Source organism: Amycolatopsis melonis (assembly GCF_040064235.1).
Lineage (GTDB): Bacteria > Actinomycetota > Actinomycetes > Mycobacteriales > Pseudonocardiaceae > Amycolatopsis > Amycolatopsis melonis.
This window is the reverse complement of record NZ_JBDZYD010000021.1, coordinates 73,152-87,957: the sequence shown is the minus strand read 5'-3', so window position 1 is coordinate 87,957 and position 14,806 is coordinate 73,152. Positions and strand designations below refer to the sequence as shown.

11 protein-coding genes are annotated in these 14,806 nt (G+C 70.7%); 5 read left to right on the top strand and 6 right to left on the bottom strand.

Going from position 1 to position 14,806, the window contains the following annotated elements; translation table 11 throughout:
* Window positions 1-62: 62 nt before the first annotated feature.
* From ABJI51_RS41500 to ABJI51_RS41490, 3 genes are read right to left on the bottom strand one after another with little or no spacing between them, the layout of a single operon-like run.
* Window positions 63-1,289 carry an SGNH/GDSL hydrolase family protein gene (locus ABJI51_RS41500; protein ID WP_348956689.1) on the bottom strand — a complete coding sequence of 409 codons (1,227 nt, stop codon included), beginning with the start codon at window positions 1,287-1,289 and terminating at the stop codon, window positions 63-65.
* A complete protein-coding gene (locus ABJI51_RS41495; protein ID WP_348956688.1) occupies window positions 1,286-3,583 on the bottom strand; it encodes a beta-xylosidase/alpha-l-arabinosidase in 2,298 nt (765 codons plus the stop codon). The genes ABJI51_RS41500 and ABJI51_RS41495 overlap by 4 nt, the downstream gene beginning before the upstream one ends.
* A 29-nt stretch (window positions 3,584-3,612) precedes the next feature.
* Window positions 3,613-4,629 (bottom strand): LacI family DNA-binding transcriptional regulator, encoded by a 1,017-nt coding sequence (locus ABJI51_RS41490; protein WP_348956687.1) that lies wholly within the window; start codon window positions 4,627-4,629, stop codon window positions 3,613-3,615.
* 134 nt (window positions 4,630-4,763) lie between these two features.
* Here ABJI51_RS41490 and ABJI51_RS41485 point away from each other — a divergent pair, with 134 nt between their 5' ends.
* The 4 genes from ABJI51_RS41485 to ABJI51_RS41470 are packed head-to-tail and all read left to right on the top strand — an operon-like array spanning window position 4,764 to window position 10,926.
* Window positions 4,764-6,059: an extracellular solute-binding protein gene (locus tag ABJI51_RS41485; protein ID WP_348956686.1), complete on the top strand. Its 1,296-nt coding sequence runs from the start codon at window positions 4,764-4,766 to the stop codon at window positions 6,057-6,059.
* Window positions 6,056-7,027, top strand: a complete 972-nt coding sequence (locus ABJI51_RS41480; protein ID WP_348956685.1) for a carbohydrate ABC transporter permease — start codon at window positions 6,056-6,058, stop codon at window positions 7,025-7,027. Before ABJI51_RS41485 ends, ABJI51_RS41480 begins: the two co-directional genes overlap by 4 nt.
* Entirely contained in the window at window positions 7,027-7,851 is an 825-nt protein-coding gene (locus tag ABJI51_RS41475; RefSeq protein WP_348956684.1) for a carbohydrate ABC transporter permease, read from the top strand. Before ABJI51_RS41480 ends, ABJI51_RS41475 begins: the two co-directional genes overlap by 1 nt.
* Before the next feature lie 15 nt (window positions 7,852-7,866).
* Complete coding sequence (locus ABJI51_RS41470) at window positions 7,867-10,926, top strand: glycosyl hydrolase 115 family protein (RefSeq protein ID WP_348956683.1); 3,060 nt, start codon at window positions 7,867-7,869, stop codon at window positions 10,924-10,926.
* 169 nt (window positions 10,927-11,095) lie between these two features.
* Here ABJI51_RS41470 and ABJI51_RS41465 read toward each other — a convergent pair whose 3' ends face one another.
* The gene (locus ABJI51_RS41465) at window positions 11,096-12,157 is read right to left on the bottom strand and encodes a LacI family DNA-binding transcriptional regulator (RefSeq protein ID WP_348956682.1); all 1,062 of its coding nucleotides are present in this window, start codon (window positions 12,155-12,157) and stop codon (window positions 11,096-11,098) included.
* Between the two features lie 79 nt (window positions 12,158-12,236).
* Here ABJI51_RS41465 and ABJI51_RS41460 point away from each other — a divergent pair, with 79 nt between their 5' ends.
* Entirely contained in the window at window positions 12,237-13,253 is a 1,017-nt protein-coding gene (locus ABJI51_RS41460) for an endo-1,4-beta-xylanase (protein ID WP_348956681.1), read from the top strand.
* 78 nt (window positions 13,254-13,331) lie between these two features.
* Here ABJI51_RS41460 and ABJI51_RS41455 read toward each other — a convergent pair whose 3' ends face one another.
* Together ABJI51_RS41455 and ABJI51_RS41450 are read right to left on the bottom strand one after the other, a co-directional pair.
* The gene (locus ABJI51_RS41455; RefSeq protein ID WP_348956680.1) at window positions 13,332-14,264 is read right to left on the bottom strand and encodes an acyl-CoA desaturase; all 933 of its coding nucleotides are present in this window, start codon (window positions 14,262-14,264) and stop codon (window positions 13,332-13,334) included.
* 303 nt (window positions 14,265-14,567) lie between these two features.
* Entirely contained in the window at window positions 14,568-14,771 is a 204-nt protein-coding gene (locus ABJI51_RS41450; RefSeq protein WP_348956679.1) for a cold-shock protein, read from the bottom strand.
* Window positions 14,772-14,806 lie beyond the last annotated feature (35 nt).

Genomic DNA, 14,806 nt, shown 5'->3' with positions numbered 1-14,806 from the left:
CTCCCCTCACCCAGGTGAATCCTAGGGTGAGGGGAGGCGACAGGCCAAGGTTTCGGGAGCCGTCAGTGTTCGCCGAACAGCTTCGCCGGCACGCTGTTTCCGATGGCCCGGTACCCGGCCGGGTTCAGATGCAGGTGGTCGCCCACGTCGTAAGCCGGCAGCAGCTGCGACGGGACCGCCGGGTCGCGGGTCACCTGGTCGAAGTCCAGGACCGCGTCGAAGTGGCCCGGGGAGCGGATCCACGCGTTCACCTGTTGCCGCGCCGCTTCGCGTTCCGGGGTGTCGTAGTTCGTGTTGCCGCCGAATGCCGTGATCGTCGCTCCGTACACCTTGATGTCCTGCGCGTGCGCCCGGACCAGGATCTGGTCGTACGCGTCGATCAGCTGGTTGGCCACGTCCGCCGCCGTTCCCGGTGGGGCCGTGCCGATGTCGTTGACTCCCTCGAACAGGATTGCCCAGGACACTCCGCTCGTCGACAGCAGGTCGCGGTCCAGGCGGGCCAGGACGTTCGGGCCCAGGCCGTCCTGCAGTACGCGGTTGCCGCCTGCTGCCTGGTTGACCACCGCCACTCCCGGGAGGCGGGCGGCCAGGACGTTCGGCCAGCGGTCGTTGCCGTTCGTTGTCGAGCCGCGGCCGTCGGAGATCGAGTCGCCGATCACCGCCACCGCCGAGGCCGGGGCCAGTACCTCTATTCCGCTCAGGAAGTACCAGTGGTCCACCGGGGTTGCGCCCGGCAGGTCCACTGCCGACACCTGGTTGCCCGCCAGCAGGTACGACGTCGTGCGGGAGCCCGGGTGCGAGGTGATCGACGTCGAGGCCTGGCCGGTGGCCAGGTACGCCGTCACCGTGATGTTCTCCAGCGGGCGGACCGGGAACGGCAGCGGGTCCGACACCACCTGGGCGCCCTGCGGGACCGTCGTCGACGGCTTGCCGTGGAACGTCACCGGAACGATGCTGCCGGGGACCACCGCGGACACGCCGGCCGCGCCGGCCGCCGGGCGGGCCACCGACACCGCGGTCAGTGGCAGGGGCGCGCCGCCGAACGCGTTGGAAAACCGCAGGCGGATGCGGGGCCCGCCGGTGGTCACCTGGGCCGTCTGGCGCAGGGACGCGTTGTCGAGCACCTTGCCGGTGCCCGTGAACGGGGCCGGTGGCATGTTGCCCGGCTCGGTCAGCTGGGGCATCGACGTCCACGTCGCGACCCAGTGCGACGGGGCGGGACGGCCGGACGCGCCCACGAACAGCGCCGTCAGGACGGCCAGGAGCACAACGAGCGAAGTACGTCTCATGACGAGAACTCCGGGGTCAGGACCCGGTCGAAGCCGACGTGGCGGCGCGGCCCGGTCAGGGTGCAGTGCAGCGTGGCGGCGATCTGCTCACTCGAGGACCCCACGCGCAGCTCGACGTCGCCCGGGTCGACCTGGCGGCGGCCCGCCCGGCCGGTGTAGGACGTCAGGTCCGCGTGGAGCCCGATCTCCAGCACCGAGGTCTCACCCGGCTCCAGGCTGACGCGGCGGGCCGCGATCAGCTGGCGTTCCGGGCGGGCCACCTCGGCCACCGGGTCGTGCAGGTACACCTGGACGACCTCGGAGGTCTTCCGCTGGTGGTCGTTGCGCAGGGTCACCCGGACCCGGCACACCCCGTCGGTCGGCCACAGCGAGCCCGTCGCGCTGACGTCCAGCCAGGTCGCCGGCGCGTAGGACAGCCCGTGCCCGAACGGGAACAGCGGCGAGGGGTCCACTGTGGACACCTCGCTGCGGCGGCCGAGCGGCGCCGCAAGGTACGTCGACGGCTGGCTCGCCCCGGCCGCCGGGAAGCTCACCGGCAGCCTGCCCGCCGGGTCGATCCGTCCACTGAGGACGTCCGCGAGGGCGGGACCGCCCTCCTCGCCGGGGTAGAAGCCCGCCACCACCGCGGCCAGCCGGGGCAGCTGCCGCGACAGTTCGTACGGCCGCCCGGAAAGCAGCACCAGGACCACCGGCTTGCCGGTGTCCAGCAGCGCGTCGAGCAGCTCCTCCTGACGGCCCGGCAGCCGCAGGTCGGCCGCGTCGCAGCCTTCGCCGGACGTCCCGCCGCCGAACAGCCCGGCCCGGTCGCCCAGCACGGCGACGCACACCGACGCGTCCGCGCACGCCGCGACCGCCTCGGCGATGCCCTCGTCGTCACCGCCGGTGACCGGGCAGCCGAGAGCGTAGGTGACGTCGAACGACGGCCGCAGCGCCTCGACGACCGTCGGCACCTCGACGCCGAACGGGACGTCGGGGTGGTGGACGCCGACGTGCAGCGGGAACGAGTAGCAGCCGAGCATCGCGCCGGGCGTGTCCGCGCGCGGCCCGACCACGGCGACGCGGGCGCCGGGGGAGAGCGGGAGCGTGCCGTCGTTGTGCAGCAGCACGATCGACTTCTCGGCCACCTCGCGCGCCAGCGCCCGCGACTCGGCGTCGTCGAGGTCGATCTCCTCCGGCACCTCCGGCGTCCAGTCCGCGTCGAGCAGGCCCAGCTCGCACTTCTGCCGCAGCACGCGTTCGAGAGCGCGGTCGACGACGGCGGCGTCGACCGCGCCCCCTTCCACCGCGGCGAGCAGCGGCTCGCCGTAGCAGTCCATGGTCGGCAGCTCGACGTCGATGCCCGCGGTGAGGGCCTGGGCGGCGGCGTCGCCGCGGTCGGCCGCGACCTGGTGCAGGCGGTGCAGGAACGCCACCGAGAAGTAGTCGGAGACGACCGTGCCCTCGAAGCCGTAGGTGTCGCGCAGCAGGCCGGTGAACAGGGCAGGGTCGGCGGCGCCGGGCACGCCGTCGATGTCGGTGTAGGTGTTCATCACCGACCGCGCGCCGGCCCGCAGGGCGTGCTCGAACGGCGGGAGCAGGACGTCGGCGATCTCGCGTGGCCCCGCCGAAACCGGCGCGAGGTTGCGCCCCGCGCGGGAAGCGGAGTAGCCGACGAAGTGCTTCAGCGTCGCGACGACGCCGGCCGACTCCAGCCCCGCGACGTACGCGCTGCCGATCGTGCCGACCAGGTGCGGGTCCTCGCCGATCGTCTCCTCGACCCGCCCCCAGCGCAGGTCGCGGGCGACGTCGAGGACCGGCGCGAGCCCCTGGTGCACGCCGAGGCCGCGCATGGTCTGCCCGATGCGGGCCCCCATCCGGCGGATCAGCTCGGGGTCGAAGGTCGCGCCCCACGACAGCGGCGCCGGGTAGATCGTCGCCTGCCACGCGGCCAGTCCGGTCAGGCACTCCTCGTGCACCAGCGCGGGAATCCCGAACCGGCTGCCCGCCACGATCTGCCGCTGGGTGCGGGCCAGGCTGCGCGCGCCGATCACCGGGTCGACCGGCCGGGTGCCGAAGACGCGGGTCAGCTGGCCGAGGCCGTGCCGGACGAGGTCGTCGAAGTCGACGGCCGGGTCGTCGAAGTCGTGCTGGTGGGGAGCCACCTCGCCACCGGAGTCGATGCCCACCCAGATGCCGTAGAGCTGGGCGATCTTCTCGCGGAGGGTCATCCGCTCCATGAGCGCTCGGACCCGTTCGCCCGGGTCGGCCGCGGGGTCGCGCCACGGTTCTTCAGCCGTGGTGGGCTGCGTGGTCAAGGGTTTCCGCCCTTCGTTTGATAACGATGTCAGTGTCGGGGGAGCGCCTGGGTCGAGCTGCGCACGACCAGGCCGGTGTCGAGGGTGACGTGGGTGCGCTCGACCTCGTCGCCGTTGATCAGCGCGATGAGCATGCTGATCGCCCGGTGGCCCATCTCGCGGATCGGCTGGTCCACTGTGGTCAGTGGCGGGGTGCAGAGCGCGGACTCCGGCACGTTGTCGAAGCCGACCACCGAGAGATCGCCGGGCACCGAAAGCCCGAGGTCGCGGGCCGCGCCGACGGTCGCGATGGCGGAGATGTCGTTCGCGGCGAAGACGGCGGTGGGCCGGTCCGGGCCGGTCAGCAGCGCGTGCGCCGAGGCGGCGGAGACCTCCGGATCATAGGCGCCGTCGCGGATCAGGCGTTCGTCGGCAGGGACACCCGCGGCCTCCAGGGCGCGCAGGTAGCCCGCCTTGCGCAGCGACGCCGATTCGAGGTCGGGACGGCCGGTGAGGAACGCGATCCGCCGGTGGCCCAGCTCGAGCAGGTGCTCGGTGGCCAGCTGCGCGCCGCGCAGGTTGTCCGAATCGATGGTCGGCAGGTGCGACGGCCCGGTGTGCGGGTCGACCGCGACGACCGGCGTGCCGGGCACGGCCTCCAGCGAGACGGCGGGGGTGACCAGCACGGCGCCGTCGACCAGGGTGCCGGAAAGGCGCGACAGGTAACGCTTTTCCCAGCCTGCCGGATCACCCGTCCGGCCGCCTGCCGAGTAGACGACGAGCTCGAACCCGCTGCCGCGGATGGCGTCCGCGGCGCCCTTGAGCAGCTCGGTCGAGAACGGCTCGAGGTCGGCGACCAGGATCCCGATGACGTTCGTCCGGTGGTTTCTCAGGCTCTGCGCCACGAGGCTGGCCTCGTAGCCGAGTTCTTCGATCACCGCGCGGACCCGCGCCAGCGTCGCGGCGGACACGCCGTAACGCTCGTTGATCACCTTGGACACCGTGGCCACCGAGACGCCGGCCCGGGCCGCGACGTCACGGATGGTCACCCTCGAGCTGGGCTGCATCGGCTCAGACTAACCATGGAAAACGTTATCGACAACGATTGACATCGCATTTGTCCCGGGAGCAGACTCTTCGCCAACCCGGGCGCTGGGACGCCCCGTCCAACTCGGCCGAAGTCGTCAGGAGTGGACCCACGATGTTTGTGAAACGCCGCACCACCGTTCTCGCCGCGCTGGCGGCCGTTCTCCCGCTCGCCCTCGCGGCGTGCAGCGGCGGGAACGACACACCCGCGCAGCCGAGCGGCCCGGTCACGCTGACCTGGTGGCACAACGGCACCACCGACCCGATCAAGTCGGTCTGGGAGAAGGTCGTCGCCGACTACCAGAAGGCGCACCCCGAAGTCACGATCAAGGCGCAGCCGCTGCAGAACGAGGACTTCAGCACCAAGGTGCCGCTGGCCCTGCAGTCGGCCGAGCCGCCGGACATCTACCAGTCATGGGGCGCGGGCGACCTGGCCTCGCAGATCACCTCGGGCAAGGTCGCCGACATCACCGCCGACACGCAGTCGTGGATCGGCCAGGCCACCGGCAAGTTCGGTGAGAAGTGGCAGGTCGACGGCAAGCAGTACGGCGTGCCGTTCACGCAGCACTTCGTCGGCTTCTGGTACCGCAAGGACCTGTTCCAGCAGGCGGGGATCACCGCGCCGCCGAAGACGATGGACGAGCTGAACGCCGCCGTCACGGCGCTGAAGGGCAAGAACATCGCGCCGATCTCGGTCGGTGGCAAGGACCGCTGGCCGGATGCCTTCTACTTCAACTACTTCGCCATCCGCGAGTGCTCGACCCAGGTGCTCCAGGACTCGGTGAAGGCGGTCAAGCTCGAGGACCCGTGCTGGACGAAGGCCGGCCAGGACCTGAAGAACTTCCTGGCCACGCAGCCGTTCCAGACCGGGTTCGCCGGCACGCCCGCCCAGCAGGGCGCGGGCAGCTCCGCCGGGCTGGTCGCCAACGGCAAGGCCGCGATGGAGCTGCAGGGTGACTGGGAACCCGGCACGATGTCGTCGCTGACCGAGGACAAGGACCTGGAGTCGAAGATCGGCTGGTTCCCGTTCCCGTCGGTGACCGGCGGCCAGGGCGACCCCAACGCCGTGCTCGGCGGCGGTGACGGCTTCGCCTGCACCACCCGCGCGTCGAAGGCCTGCACGGCCTTCCTGCAGTACCTGGTCAGCGAGCCGGTGCAGACCGAGCTTGCCGCGAAGGGGACCGGCCTGCCCGTGAACGCGGTGGCCGCGAAGTCGCTGAAGACCGACACGCTCCGCCAGGTCAACGACTACGGCACGAAGGCGCCGTACGTGCAGATGTACTTCGACCGGGCGTTCCCGACCGCGGTGGGTGCCGCGCTGAACGACGCGGTGGCCAACATGTTCGCCGGCCAGGGCACCCCCGAAGGCATCGTCACGGCCGTCAACCAGGCCGCGGCGGGCAACAAGTGACCACGGCGACGACTCCGGTGCGGACGGCGGCGCGGCCGTCCGCACCGGCGGTCACCGCCCGCAGGCACCGGCCGGCCCTGGGCAAGCGGCTCGAACTGACGCTGCTGCTCGGGCCCGCCCTGCTGCTGTTCACCGGATTCGTCCTGGTGCCGATCGGGATCGCGGCGTTCTACAGCGTCTTCAAGTGGAACGGCTTCGGGCCGCTGGACGACTTCGTCGGCTTCGACAACTACGCCGACGCCTTCTCCGGCAAGGTGTTCCAGGGCGCGATCGTGCACAACCTGATCATCGCGGGCCTGTCGATCGTGGTGCAGCTGCCGCTGTCGATCGGGCTGGCGATGCTGCTCAACCGGAAGCTGCGGGGCCGCGCCGTGCTGCGCGCACTGGTGTTCGCGCCATACGTGCTGTCCGAGGCGATCACCGCGGTGATCTGGTCGCTCATGCTGCAGCCCAACGGGTTCGCCGACCAGACGCTGCGGGCGGTCGGCCTCGGCGGGCTGGTCCACAACTGGCTGGCCGACCCGGGCATCGTGCTCTACACGCTGTTCGCAGTGATCACCTGGAAGTACATCGGCTTCGGCATCATCCTGCTGCTCGCCGGCCTGCAGGGCGTGCCCGCCGAGCTGCGCGAAGCCGCCGCGCTCGACGGCGCGTCGGCGTGGCAGACCACCCGGCACGTCGTGCTGCCGCTGCTCGGGCCGACCATCCGGATCTGGATCTTCCTGTCGGTGATCGGCTCGCTCCAGCTGTTCGACGTCGTCTGGATCATGACGCTCGGCGGCCCGGCGAACGCGTCGACGACGATGGCGACCTACCTGATCGACCACGGCTTCAAGCGCTACGAGTTCGGCTTCGGCTCCGCGGTGGCGGTGATCCTGTTCGTCATCTGCTTCGTGTTCGCCCTGCTGTACCAGCGGTTCGCGCTCCGCCGCGATACCCAGGGTGCACTGACGAGGATGGTGGGCTGATGCGCTCGGGCAAGTTCGGCCTGTCGATGGGCTACCTCGCGGCGATCGTGGTGGTCGGCGTGACCGTCGTGCCGCTGCTGTTCGTGGCGCTCGGCGGGTTCCGCACCAACGCGCAGATCAACTCCGACCCGGCCGGGCTGCCGGGGCCGTGGGTGTTCGACAACTACGCCTCGGTGCTCGGGTCGAGCGCGTTCTGGAAGTTCCTGGGCAACAGCGCGCTGATCGCGGTGATCGCCACGGCGCTCGCCGTCGGGCTCGGTTCGATGGCGGGATACGCGTTGTCGCGCTACCAGTTCAAGGGCCGGGAGGCGTTCTACACGCTGTTCACGCTCGGCCTGCTCTTCCCGATCGGCGTCGCCACGCTGCCGCTGTACCTGTGGCTGCGGCAGCTGGGCCTGCTGGAGAGCTTCTGGGGGGTGGCGATCCCGGAGGCGGCGTTCTCGCTGCCGGTGACGATCGTGATCCTCCGCCCGTTCATGCACGCCATCCCCGGCGAGATCGAGGACGCCGCGGTCCTCGACGGCGCGACCAGGCTCGGGTTCTTCTGGCGCATCCTGCTGCCGCTGTCGACGCCCGCGCTGACCACCGTCGCCGTGCTCGCCTTCGTCACCAGCTGGAACACCTACCTGCTGCCGCTGCTGGTGTTCAACGACTCCGCGCACTTCACGCTCCCGCTCGGCGTCGCGATGTTCCAGTCCCAGTTCTCCCAGGACACCGCCAGGGTCCTCGCGTTCACCGCCCTGTCGGCGATCCCGGCGCTCGCGTTCTTCGTGCTCGCCGAACGGCGCATCGTCGGCGGGCTGACCGGATCCGTGAAGGGCTGACTCAGGAGGTCTGCCGTGCCGTCCGAGGTACACCGTCGTGCCTTCCTGCAACTGCTCGCCCTGGCCGGTGCGGGGTCGGTGGCCCTCCCGGGCCTCGCCGAGGCCGGAACCGGGTTTCCGCTGGTGTCGCGGGGAAAGGCCGCGACGATCGTGGCCGGCTCGGGGGACTTCCCTGGCGTACGCCGGGTCGTGGGTGACCTGGCTGCCGACGTCGAACGCGTCACCGGCGTGCGCCCGGCGGTGTCGTTCGACGTCGTCCCGGCCGAGGGCCCGGTCGTCGTGGTCGGCACCCTCGGGCACAGCCCGCTCGTCGACGACCTGGTCGCGGCGGGCAAGCTCGACGTCTCGGACATCGCCGGGAAGTGGGAGACGTCGCTGAGCCAGGTCGTCGACGGACGGCTGGTCCTCACCGGCAGTGACCAGCGGGGCGTGATCTACGGCGTCTACGAGGTCTCGCGGCGCATCGGCGTCTCGCCGTGGTACTGGTGGGCCGACGTCCCGCCGCGGCGGCAGGCGGAACTGCACCTGCCACGGGAGCGGTTCAGCCTGGGCACGCCGCACGTGAAGTACCGCGGGTTCTTCATCAACGACGAGAACCCGGCGCTGGGCACGTGGGCCCCGGCCTACTTCGGGCCGGGCAAGGCGCCCGGCTTCCCGAACGGCTTCAACCACCTGTTCTTCGCCAAGGTCTTCGAGACCATGCTGCGGTTGCGGGCCAACTACCTGTGGCCGGCGGTGTGGGGCCGGGCGTTCGCCGAGGACGACCCGCTCAACCACGCGACGGCCAAGGAGTACGGCATCGTCATGGGCACCTCGCACGAGGCGCCGATGATGCGCGGGATCGAGGAGTGGAACCGGCACGCGGTGCCCGCGGTCCGCGACGCGGCCGGGAACATCACCACGCCGGGCCACGATCCCTACGGCGGCACGGGGGAGTGGAGCTTCCGCCGCAACGGCGAGGCGATCAAGGCCTACTGGGCCGACGGCATCCGCCGGATGGTCCGCGAGGACTTCGAAGGCGTCGTCACCCTCGGCATGCGCGGCAACGGCGACGTCGGCCTGCCCGACGGCGACGGCATCGAGCTGATGCGGGAGATCATCGCCACCGAGCGGGAGATCCTCGCCCGCGAGACGGGCCGGGACCTGACCACGGTGCCGCAGGTCTGGACGCTGTACAAGGAGGTCCAGCGGTACTGGGCCAAGGGGCTGCGCCCGCCGGACGACGTCATCGTCGTGTTCACCGACGACAACTGGGGCAACATCCGCAAGATGCCCGACCGGACGCTGCCGCCGCACCCCGGCGGGTACGGGCTGTACTACCACTTCGACTACGTCGGCGGCGGCCGCAACTACAAGTGGGTCGACACCGCCCTGCTCGCGAACACGTGGGAGCAGCTGCACCAGGCGTACGCGTACGGCAACGACCGGCTGTGGGTCGCCAACGTCGGCGACATGAAGGGCAACGAGCTGCCCCTGCAGTTCTTCCTGGACTACGCCTGGGATCCCGCGTCCCTGCCCGCCGAGCGACTGTCCACATGGGAGCGCCGGTTCGCCTCGGAGAACTTCGGCGCAGCGCTGGCCGGGGACATCGCCGGGGTACTGCACGACTACGGCAGGCTGCAGTCGCGCCGCAAGCCGGAGCTGCTCAACCGGCGGATCACGGTGGACCCGGCGAAGGACCCGGCCACCGCGGCGGCGATCAGCTACGACGACCAGATGACGCCGTTCAGCCGGGTCAACTACGGCGAGCTGGACCGGGTCACGCAGGAGTGGCAGGAACTCTCCGCGCGGGCGCAGAAGATCGCCGCCCGGCTGCCCGCGGCCTACCGGGACGCCTTCTACGAACTGGTCCTCTACGCGACCCAGGCCACGGCGAACCTGTATGCGTTGCGGCGCGCGGAGTTCATGAACCTGCTGTACGCGGCGCAGGGCCGGGCCTCGGCGAACGCGCTGGCCGCCGTCACCGAGGCCCGCTTCGCCGACGACCTCGCGCTGGCCGAGAAGTACAACACCGGCATCGCGGGCGGCAAGTGGAAGGGGTTCCAGACCCAGCCGCACATCGACTACGGCGACGTCGAGCGGTACGGCCCGAACGCGCCGTGGCAGCAGCCGGAGAAGGACAACGTCGCGCTGCCGGACGTGATCTTCCCGGCGGTCCGGCGTCTCGAACTGCCCGCGGCGGCGGCACTGGGGGTCGCCGTCGACGGGTCCGAACAGTGGTGGCCGTCGGCACCGGGGCGTCCGGTGCTGCCGGAGTTCAGCCCGTACCAGACCGCGCCGCCGCAGTACGTCGACGTCTTCAACCGCGGCCGGGAACCGTTCCGCTGCACGGTTTCCCCCGGTGCGCCGTGGGTCGTGGCCGAGCCGCGCGGCGGGAGGGTGACCGAGGAGCTGCGGATGACGGTGCGGATCGACTGGGCCCGCGCGCCGAAGGGCACCACGACGGTCCCGATCACGGTGTCGGGCGCGGGCACTTCGGTGACCGTGGACGCGGTGGTGCGCAACCCGGAGCTGCCGCCGTCGTGGCGGCGCGGGTTCGTCGAGGCCGGCGGGTACGTGTCGATGGAGGCCGAACATTTCAGTGCCAACGTCGGCGCCGCGTCGGTGTCGTGGCGGCGCATCCCGGACATCGGCCGGACCGGCGCGGGCATGACCCCGTTCCCCGTGACAGCGGCGAGCCAGTCCCCGGGTGCAGGCCCGCGGCTGGAGTACCGGATGACGCTGTTCACGACCGGTCCGGTGACGGTGTGGGCGTACTTGTCCCCGCGCAGCAACGTGCTGCAGGGCGACGGCCTGCGGTACGCGGTGTCCTTCGACGACGCGGCCCCGCAGGTCGTGAACATCACGAAGGCCACCGGCGCGGACGACACGTCCATGAACCGCCAGTGGGAGCGGACCACTTCGGACAACGTCAACCTGACGTCGACGAAGCACGTGATCGCCACCCCCGGCCCGCACGTGCTGAAGTTCTGGATGGTGGACCCGGCGGTGATCGTGCAGAAGCTGGTGGTCGACACCGGCGGGCTGCGGGAGAGCTACCTCGGCCCGCCGGAGAGCCTGCGGTGGCCGTGGTGACCGGCCTGGGTGGTCTGCCGCGGCTTGTCGTGAGTGGTAATTCGCGGTCTAACCCTCATTAACCCAAACCCCCCGGGCGCCCCGAAGCCCGTGAGGGGGCCGGCCGGGGCTGCTGGTGTGGGGAAATGCGCCATACCCCCCCATTCCCCCCCCACGACCGGGGCGACGCTCAGCCGGTGAGCACCCGGTAGCCGCGGTGGGCCGGGGCCGCCGTGCTGTGCCGGACCACCAGGCTGGTCGCCAGCTCCAGCCGGTGACTCTCCGGATCCACCCCGCGGGCCAGGGAAATCGCCAGCCGGGCACCCGCGGCGGCCATCTCCTGCAGGGGCTGGCGGACCGTCGTCAGCTCCGGGGTCAGCCAGCGGGCGATCGGCAGGTCGTCGAAGCCCACCACGCTCAGGTCGTCCGGGATCCGCAGGCCCGCGTCGCGCGCGGCCTCGTACACCCCGAGCGCCTGCAGGTCGCTGCCGGCGAACACCGCCGTCGGCCGGTCCGGGAGGGTGAGCAGTGAAGCCAGTTCGCGGTAGCCGGACCGGACGTGGAAGTCGCCCCGGCGCACCAGTGCCGGGTCGAACCCCAGGCCCGCCGTCTCCAGCGCCGTGCGGTAGCCGTCGATCCGGGCCCGGCTGCACAGCACCCCTTCCGGCCCGCCGATCATCGCGATCCGCCGGTGGCCCAGCTCCACGAGGTGCCGGGTCGCGGTCAGCCCGCCCTGCCAGTTCGTGGCCCCGATCGAGGGGGTCTCCGGCCCGGGCGCGCCCGCCGGGTCGACCACGACCAGCGGGATGTCGCGGGCGCGCAGCTTCGCCAGCTGCCCGCCGGTGAAGTCCGAGCACACCGAGACGATGCCGACCGGCCGCCGGGCCAGCACGCCCTCCAGCCAGCTCTGGCCGGGGGTGTGCCGCCCCGAGGATTCCGCCAGCACGACGGCCATTCCGTTTTCGCGGGCGACGTACTCGACGCCTCGGATGATTTCGAGTGCCCATGTGCTTTCGAGTTCGTGGAACATCAGTTCCAGCAACCGGGAACGGCGGGACCGTTCGTCGGCGCGGCGCCGGTAGCCGTATTTTCCGATGACGGCCTCGACCCGGGCCCGGGTGGTTTCGGCGACATCGGGACGGCCGTTCAGCACTTTCGAAACAGTCGGTACGGAAACGCCCGTCTCGGCGGCGATCCTCGCGATGGTGACCCGGGACGTCGTCGGCTCCAGGTCCTCGGACTTCGTTGTCATGGAGGAGATTCTAAGTCACTGAAACCCGATTTGAAATGGTTCGAAACTTTCGGTCGCCCGGAAACGCAGGAAGGTGAAGATGCTGAGAAGAATTCCGAAGAAACGTGCCCTTGCGGCGGTCGCCGCCGTCATGGGTATTGCCGTGTGGCAGGCGCCGTCGGCATCGGCGTCGGTTCCGCTGCAATACACCACGCACCGTTACGTCGGCAGTGCCGTTGCGGCGCAGTACCTGGCGAGCGAACCGGACTACCGGGCGGTGCTCACCCGGGAATTCGACAACGTGACACCCGAGAACGAGATGAAGTGGGGCACGGTCGAAGCCGTGCGCGGGCAGCCGGACTGGTCGGGTGCGGACGCGATCGTCGAGTACGCCCAGCGCACCCACAAGACCGTCCGCGGGCACACGCTCGTGTGGCACTCCCAGCTGCCGGACTGGGTGTCCGCGCTGCCCGCGGCCGAGCTGCGGCAGGTCCTGCGCGACCACATCACCACGGAAGTCAAGCGCTACAAGGGAAAGATCCGCGCCTGGGACGTCGTCAACGAGATCTTCAACGAGGACGGCACCCGGCGTGACACGGTGTTCCACCAGAAGCTCGGCGACGGCTTCGTGGCCGACGTCTTCCGCTGGGCGCACGCGGCCGACCCGGCGGCGAAGCTGTACATCAACGACTACAACATCGAAGGGATCAACCCGAAGAGCGACGCGGTCTACGACCTGGTGAAGACGCTGCGGCGGCAGGGTGTGCCGATCGACGGCGTCGGCATCCAGGCGCACCTGTCGATCCAGTACGGCTTCCCGGCGCAGTTCCGCGAGAACCTGACGCGGTTCGCGAAGCTCGGCGTGCAGACCGCGATCACCGAGGCGGACGTCCGGATCCCGACCCCGCCGGACGCGGCGAAGCTGGCCACCCAGGCGGACTACTTCGGCAGGCTGTGGGACGGCTGCCACGCGGTGTCCCGCTGCGTGGAGTTCACGACGTGGGGCTTCACGGACCGGCATTCGTGGGTGCCGGACGTGTTCCCGGGCGAGGGCGCGGCGTGCCTGTTCGACGAGAACCTGCACCCGAAGCCGGCCTACTTCCGCATCAACCCCTGAGACGGCGAAAGCCGTGAAGGCCTCCTGACCGGCCACAAGAGCCGGTCAGGAGGCCTTCACGGACGATCCGGACGGCGTTCAGCGGGCCAGTGCGGCCAGCCGCTTGGCGGTCGGCCACCGCACGTTCCACGCCCAGCCGAGCTTCTCGAACAGCCAGATCACCCGTGCCGAGACGTCGAGCTGGCCACGCAGGACGCCGTGGCGGGCCGAGGTCGGGTCGGCGTGGTGGGTGTTGTGCCAGGACTCGCCCATCGACAGGATCGCCAGCGGCCAGAAGTTCGCCGACCGGTCGCGGCTGGTGAACGGCCGCTCGCCGATCATGTGGCAGATCGAGTTCACCGACCACGTCACGTGGTGCTGGAAGGAGATCCGGGCCAGGCCCGCCCAGAGGAACGCGGTCAGCGCGCCCTGCCACGACAGCGTGATCAGCCCGCCGAGCAGCGGCGGCAGCAGCAGGCTCAGCAGCACCCACACCGGGAAGAGGCGGTCGACGACACGCATGTCGCGGTCGCTCGCGAGGTCCGGGGCGAACCGGTCGATGTTGGTCTTGTCGCGGCCGAACAGCCAGCCCATGTGGGCGTGCCAGAACCCGCGGGCCAGCGCCACCGGGGACGTGCCGAACAGCCACGGCGAGTGCGGGTCGCCTTCGCGGTCGGAGAAGGCGTGGTGACGGCGGTGGTCGGCGACCCAGCCGATCACCGGGCCCTGGGCGGCGAGGCCGCCGGCGATGGCCAGTGCGACCCGCAGTGCCCGCTTCGCGCGAAACGAGCCGTGCGTGAAGTAGCGGTGGTAGCCGACGGTGATGCCGAGCGTCGACACGACGAAGAACGCGCCACCGATGACCAGGTCGAGCCAGCTGACGCCCCAGCCCCAGAACACCGGGACGGCCGCGGCGAGCGCGAGGAACGGGACCAGCAGGAACGTGCGGATGGTGATCAGCTCGGCGACCGTCTGACGGCCGGAGAGCACGGGTTTGGGGATGGATCGGGGAGCCTTCACGGAGGCGGTCATGCATTACTCGTTTCGAAGTCTGCGCCGCGCTGCAGGAGACCCGCGCGCGGGGGACCGGGGTGGAAACACCCGGTGGTCAGCGGTGATCGGGGGTGGCCCGGGGGAGGGTGGGTGGTCGCCGCTCCTGATCGGCGATCGGCCCTGCCTGCCACGTGAGGCGGGAGTGAAGCCGGCCCGGACGCCGGCATGCGAGGTGCTCCCGCTTCTTCCGAGGCTACACGAGCACCGCGGGTTCGCAGCGTGGCGGAAACGAGGAAGGCCCCCGCCCGGGTGACGGGCGGGGGCCTTACGGTGCCTCGTGGCTCAGATGACGCTCACGCGCTGGGCCTGCGGGCCCTTCTGGCCCTGGCCGATTTCGAACTCCACCCGCTGACCCTCGTCGAGCGACCGGAAGCCGTTGCCCTGGATCTCGGAGTAGTGGACGAACACGTCCGGACCCCCGCCGTCCTGGGCGATGAAGCCGAAGCCCTTTTCACCGTTGAACCACTTGACACTGCCCTGAGCCATACCCATACCTACTCTTTGTAGTGAGCCTGGGCGTC

Bases quoted from the DNA above. Each gene is read 5' to 3' on its own strand.
- ABJI51_RS41500 (WP_348956689.1), bottom strand. From the start codon at position 1,289: ATGAGACGTACTTCGCTCGTTGTGCTCCTGGCCGTCCTGACGGCGCTG.
- ABJI51_RS41490 (WP_348956687.1), bottom strand. From the start codon at position 4,629: ATGCAGCCCAGCTCGAGGGTGACCATCCGTGACGTCGCGGCCCGGGCC.
- ABJI51_RS41485 (WP_348956686.1), top strand. From the start codon at position 4,764: ATGTTTGTGAAACGCCGCACCACCGTTCTCGCCGCGCTGGCGGCCGTT.
- ABJI51_RS41475 (WP_348956684.1), top strand. From the start codon at position 7,027: ATGCGCTCGGGCAAGTTCGGCCTGTCGATGGGCTACCTCGCGGCGATC.
- ABJI51_RS41465 (WP_348956682.1), bottom strand. From the start codon at position 12,157: ATGACAACGAAGTCCGAGGACCTGGAGCCGACGACGTCCCGGGTCACC.
- ABJI51_RS41460 (WP_348956681.1), top strand. From the start codon at position 12,237: ATGCTGAGAAGAATTCCGAAGAAACGTGCCCTTGCGGCGGTCGCCGCC.
- ABJI51_RS41455 (WP_348956680.1), bottom strand. From the start codon at position 14,264: ATGACCGCCTCCGTGAAGGCTCCCCGATCCATCCCCAAACCCGTGCTC.
- ABJI51_RS41450 (WP_348956679.1), bottom strand. From the start codon at position 14,771: ATGGCTCAGGGCAGTGTCAAGTGGTTCAACGGTGAAAAGGGCTTCGGC.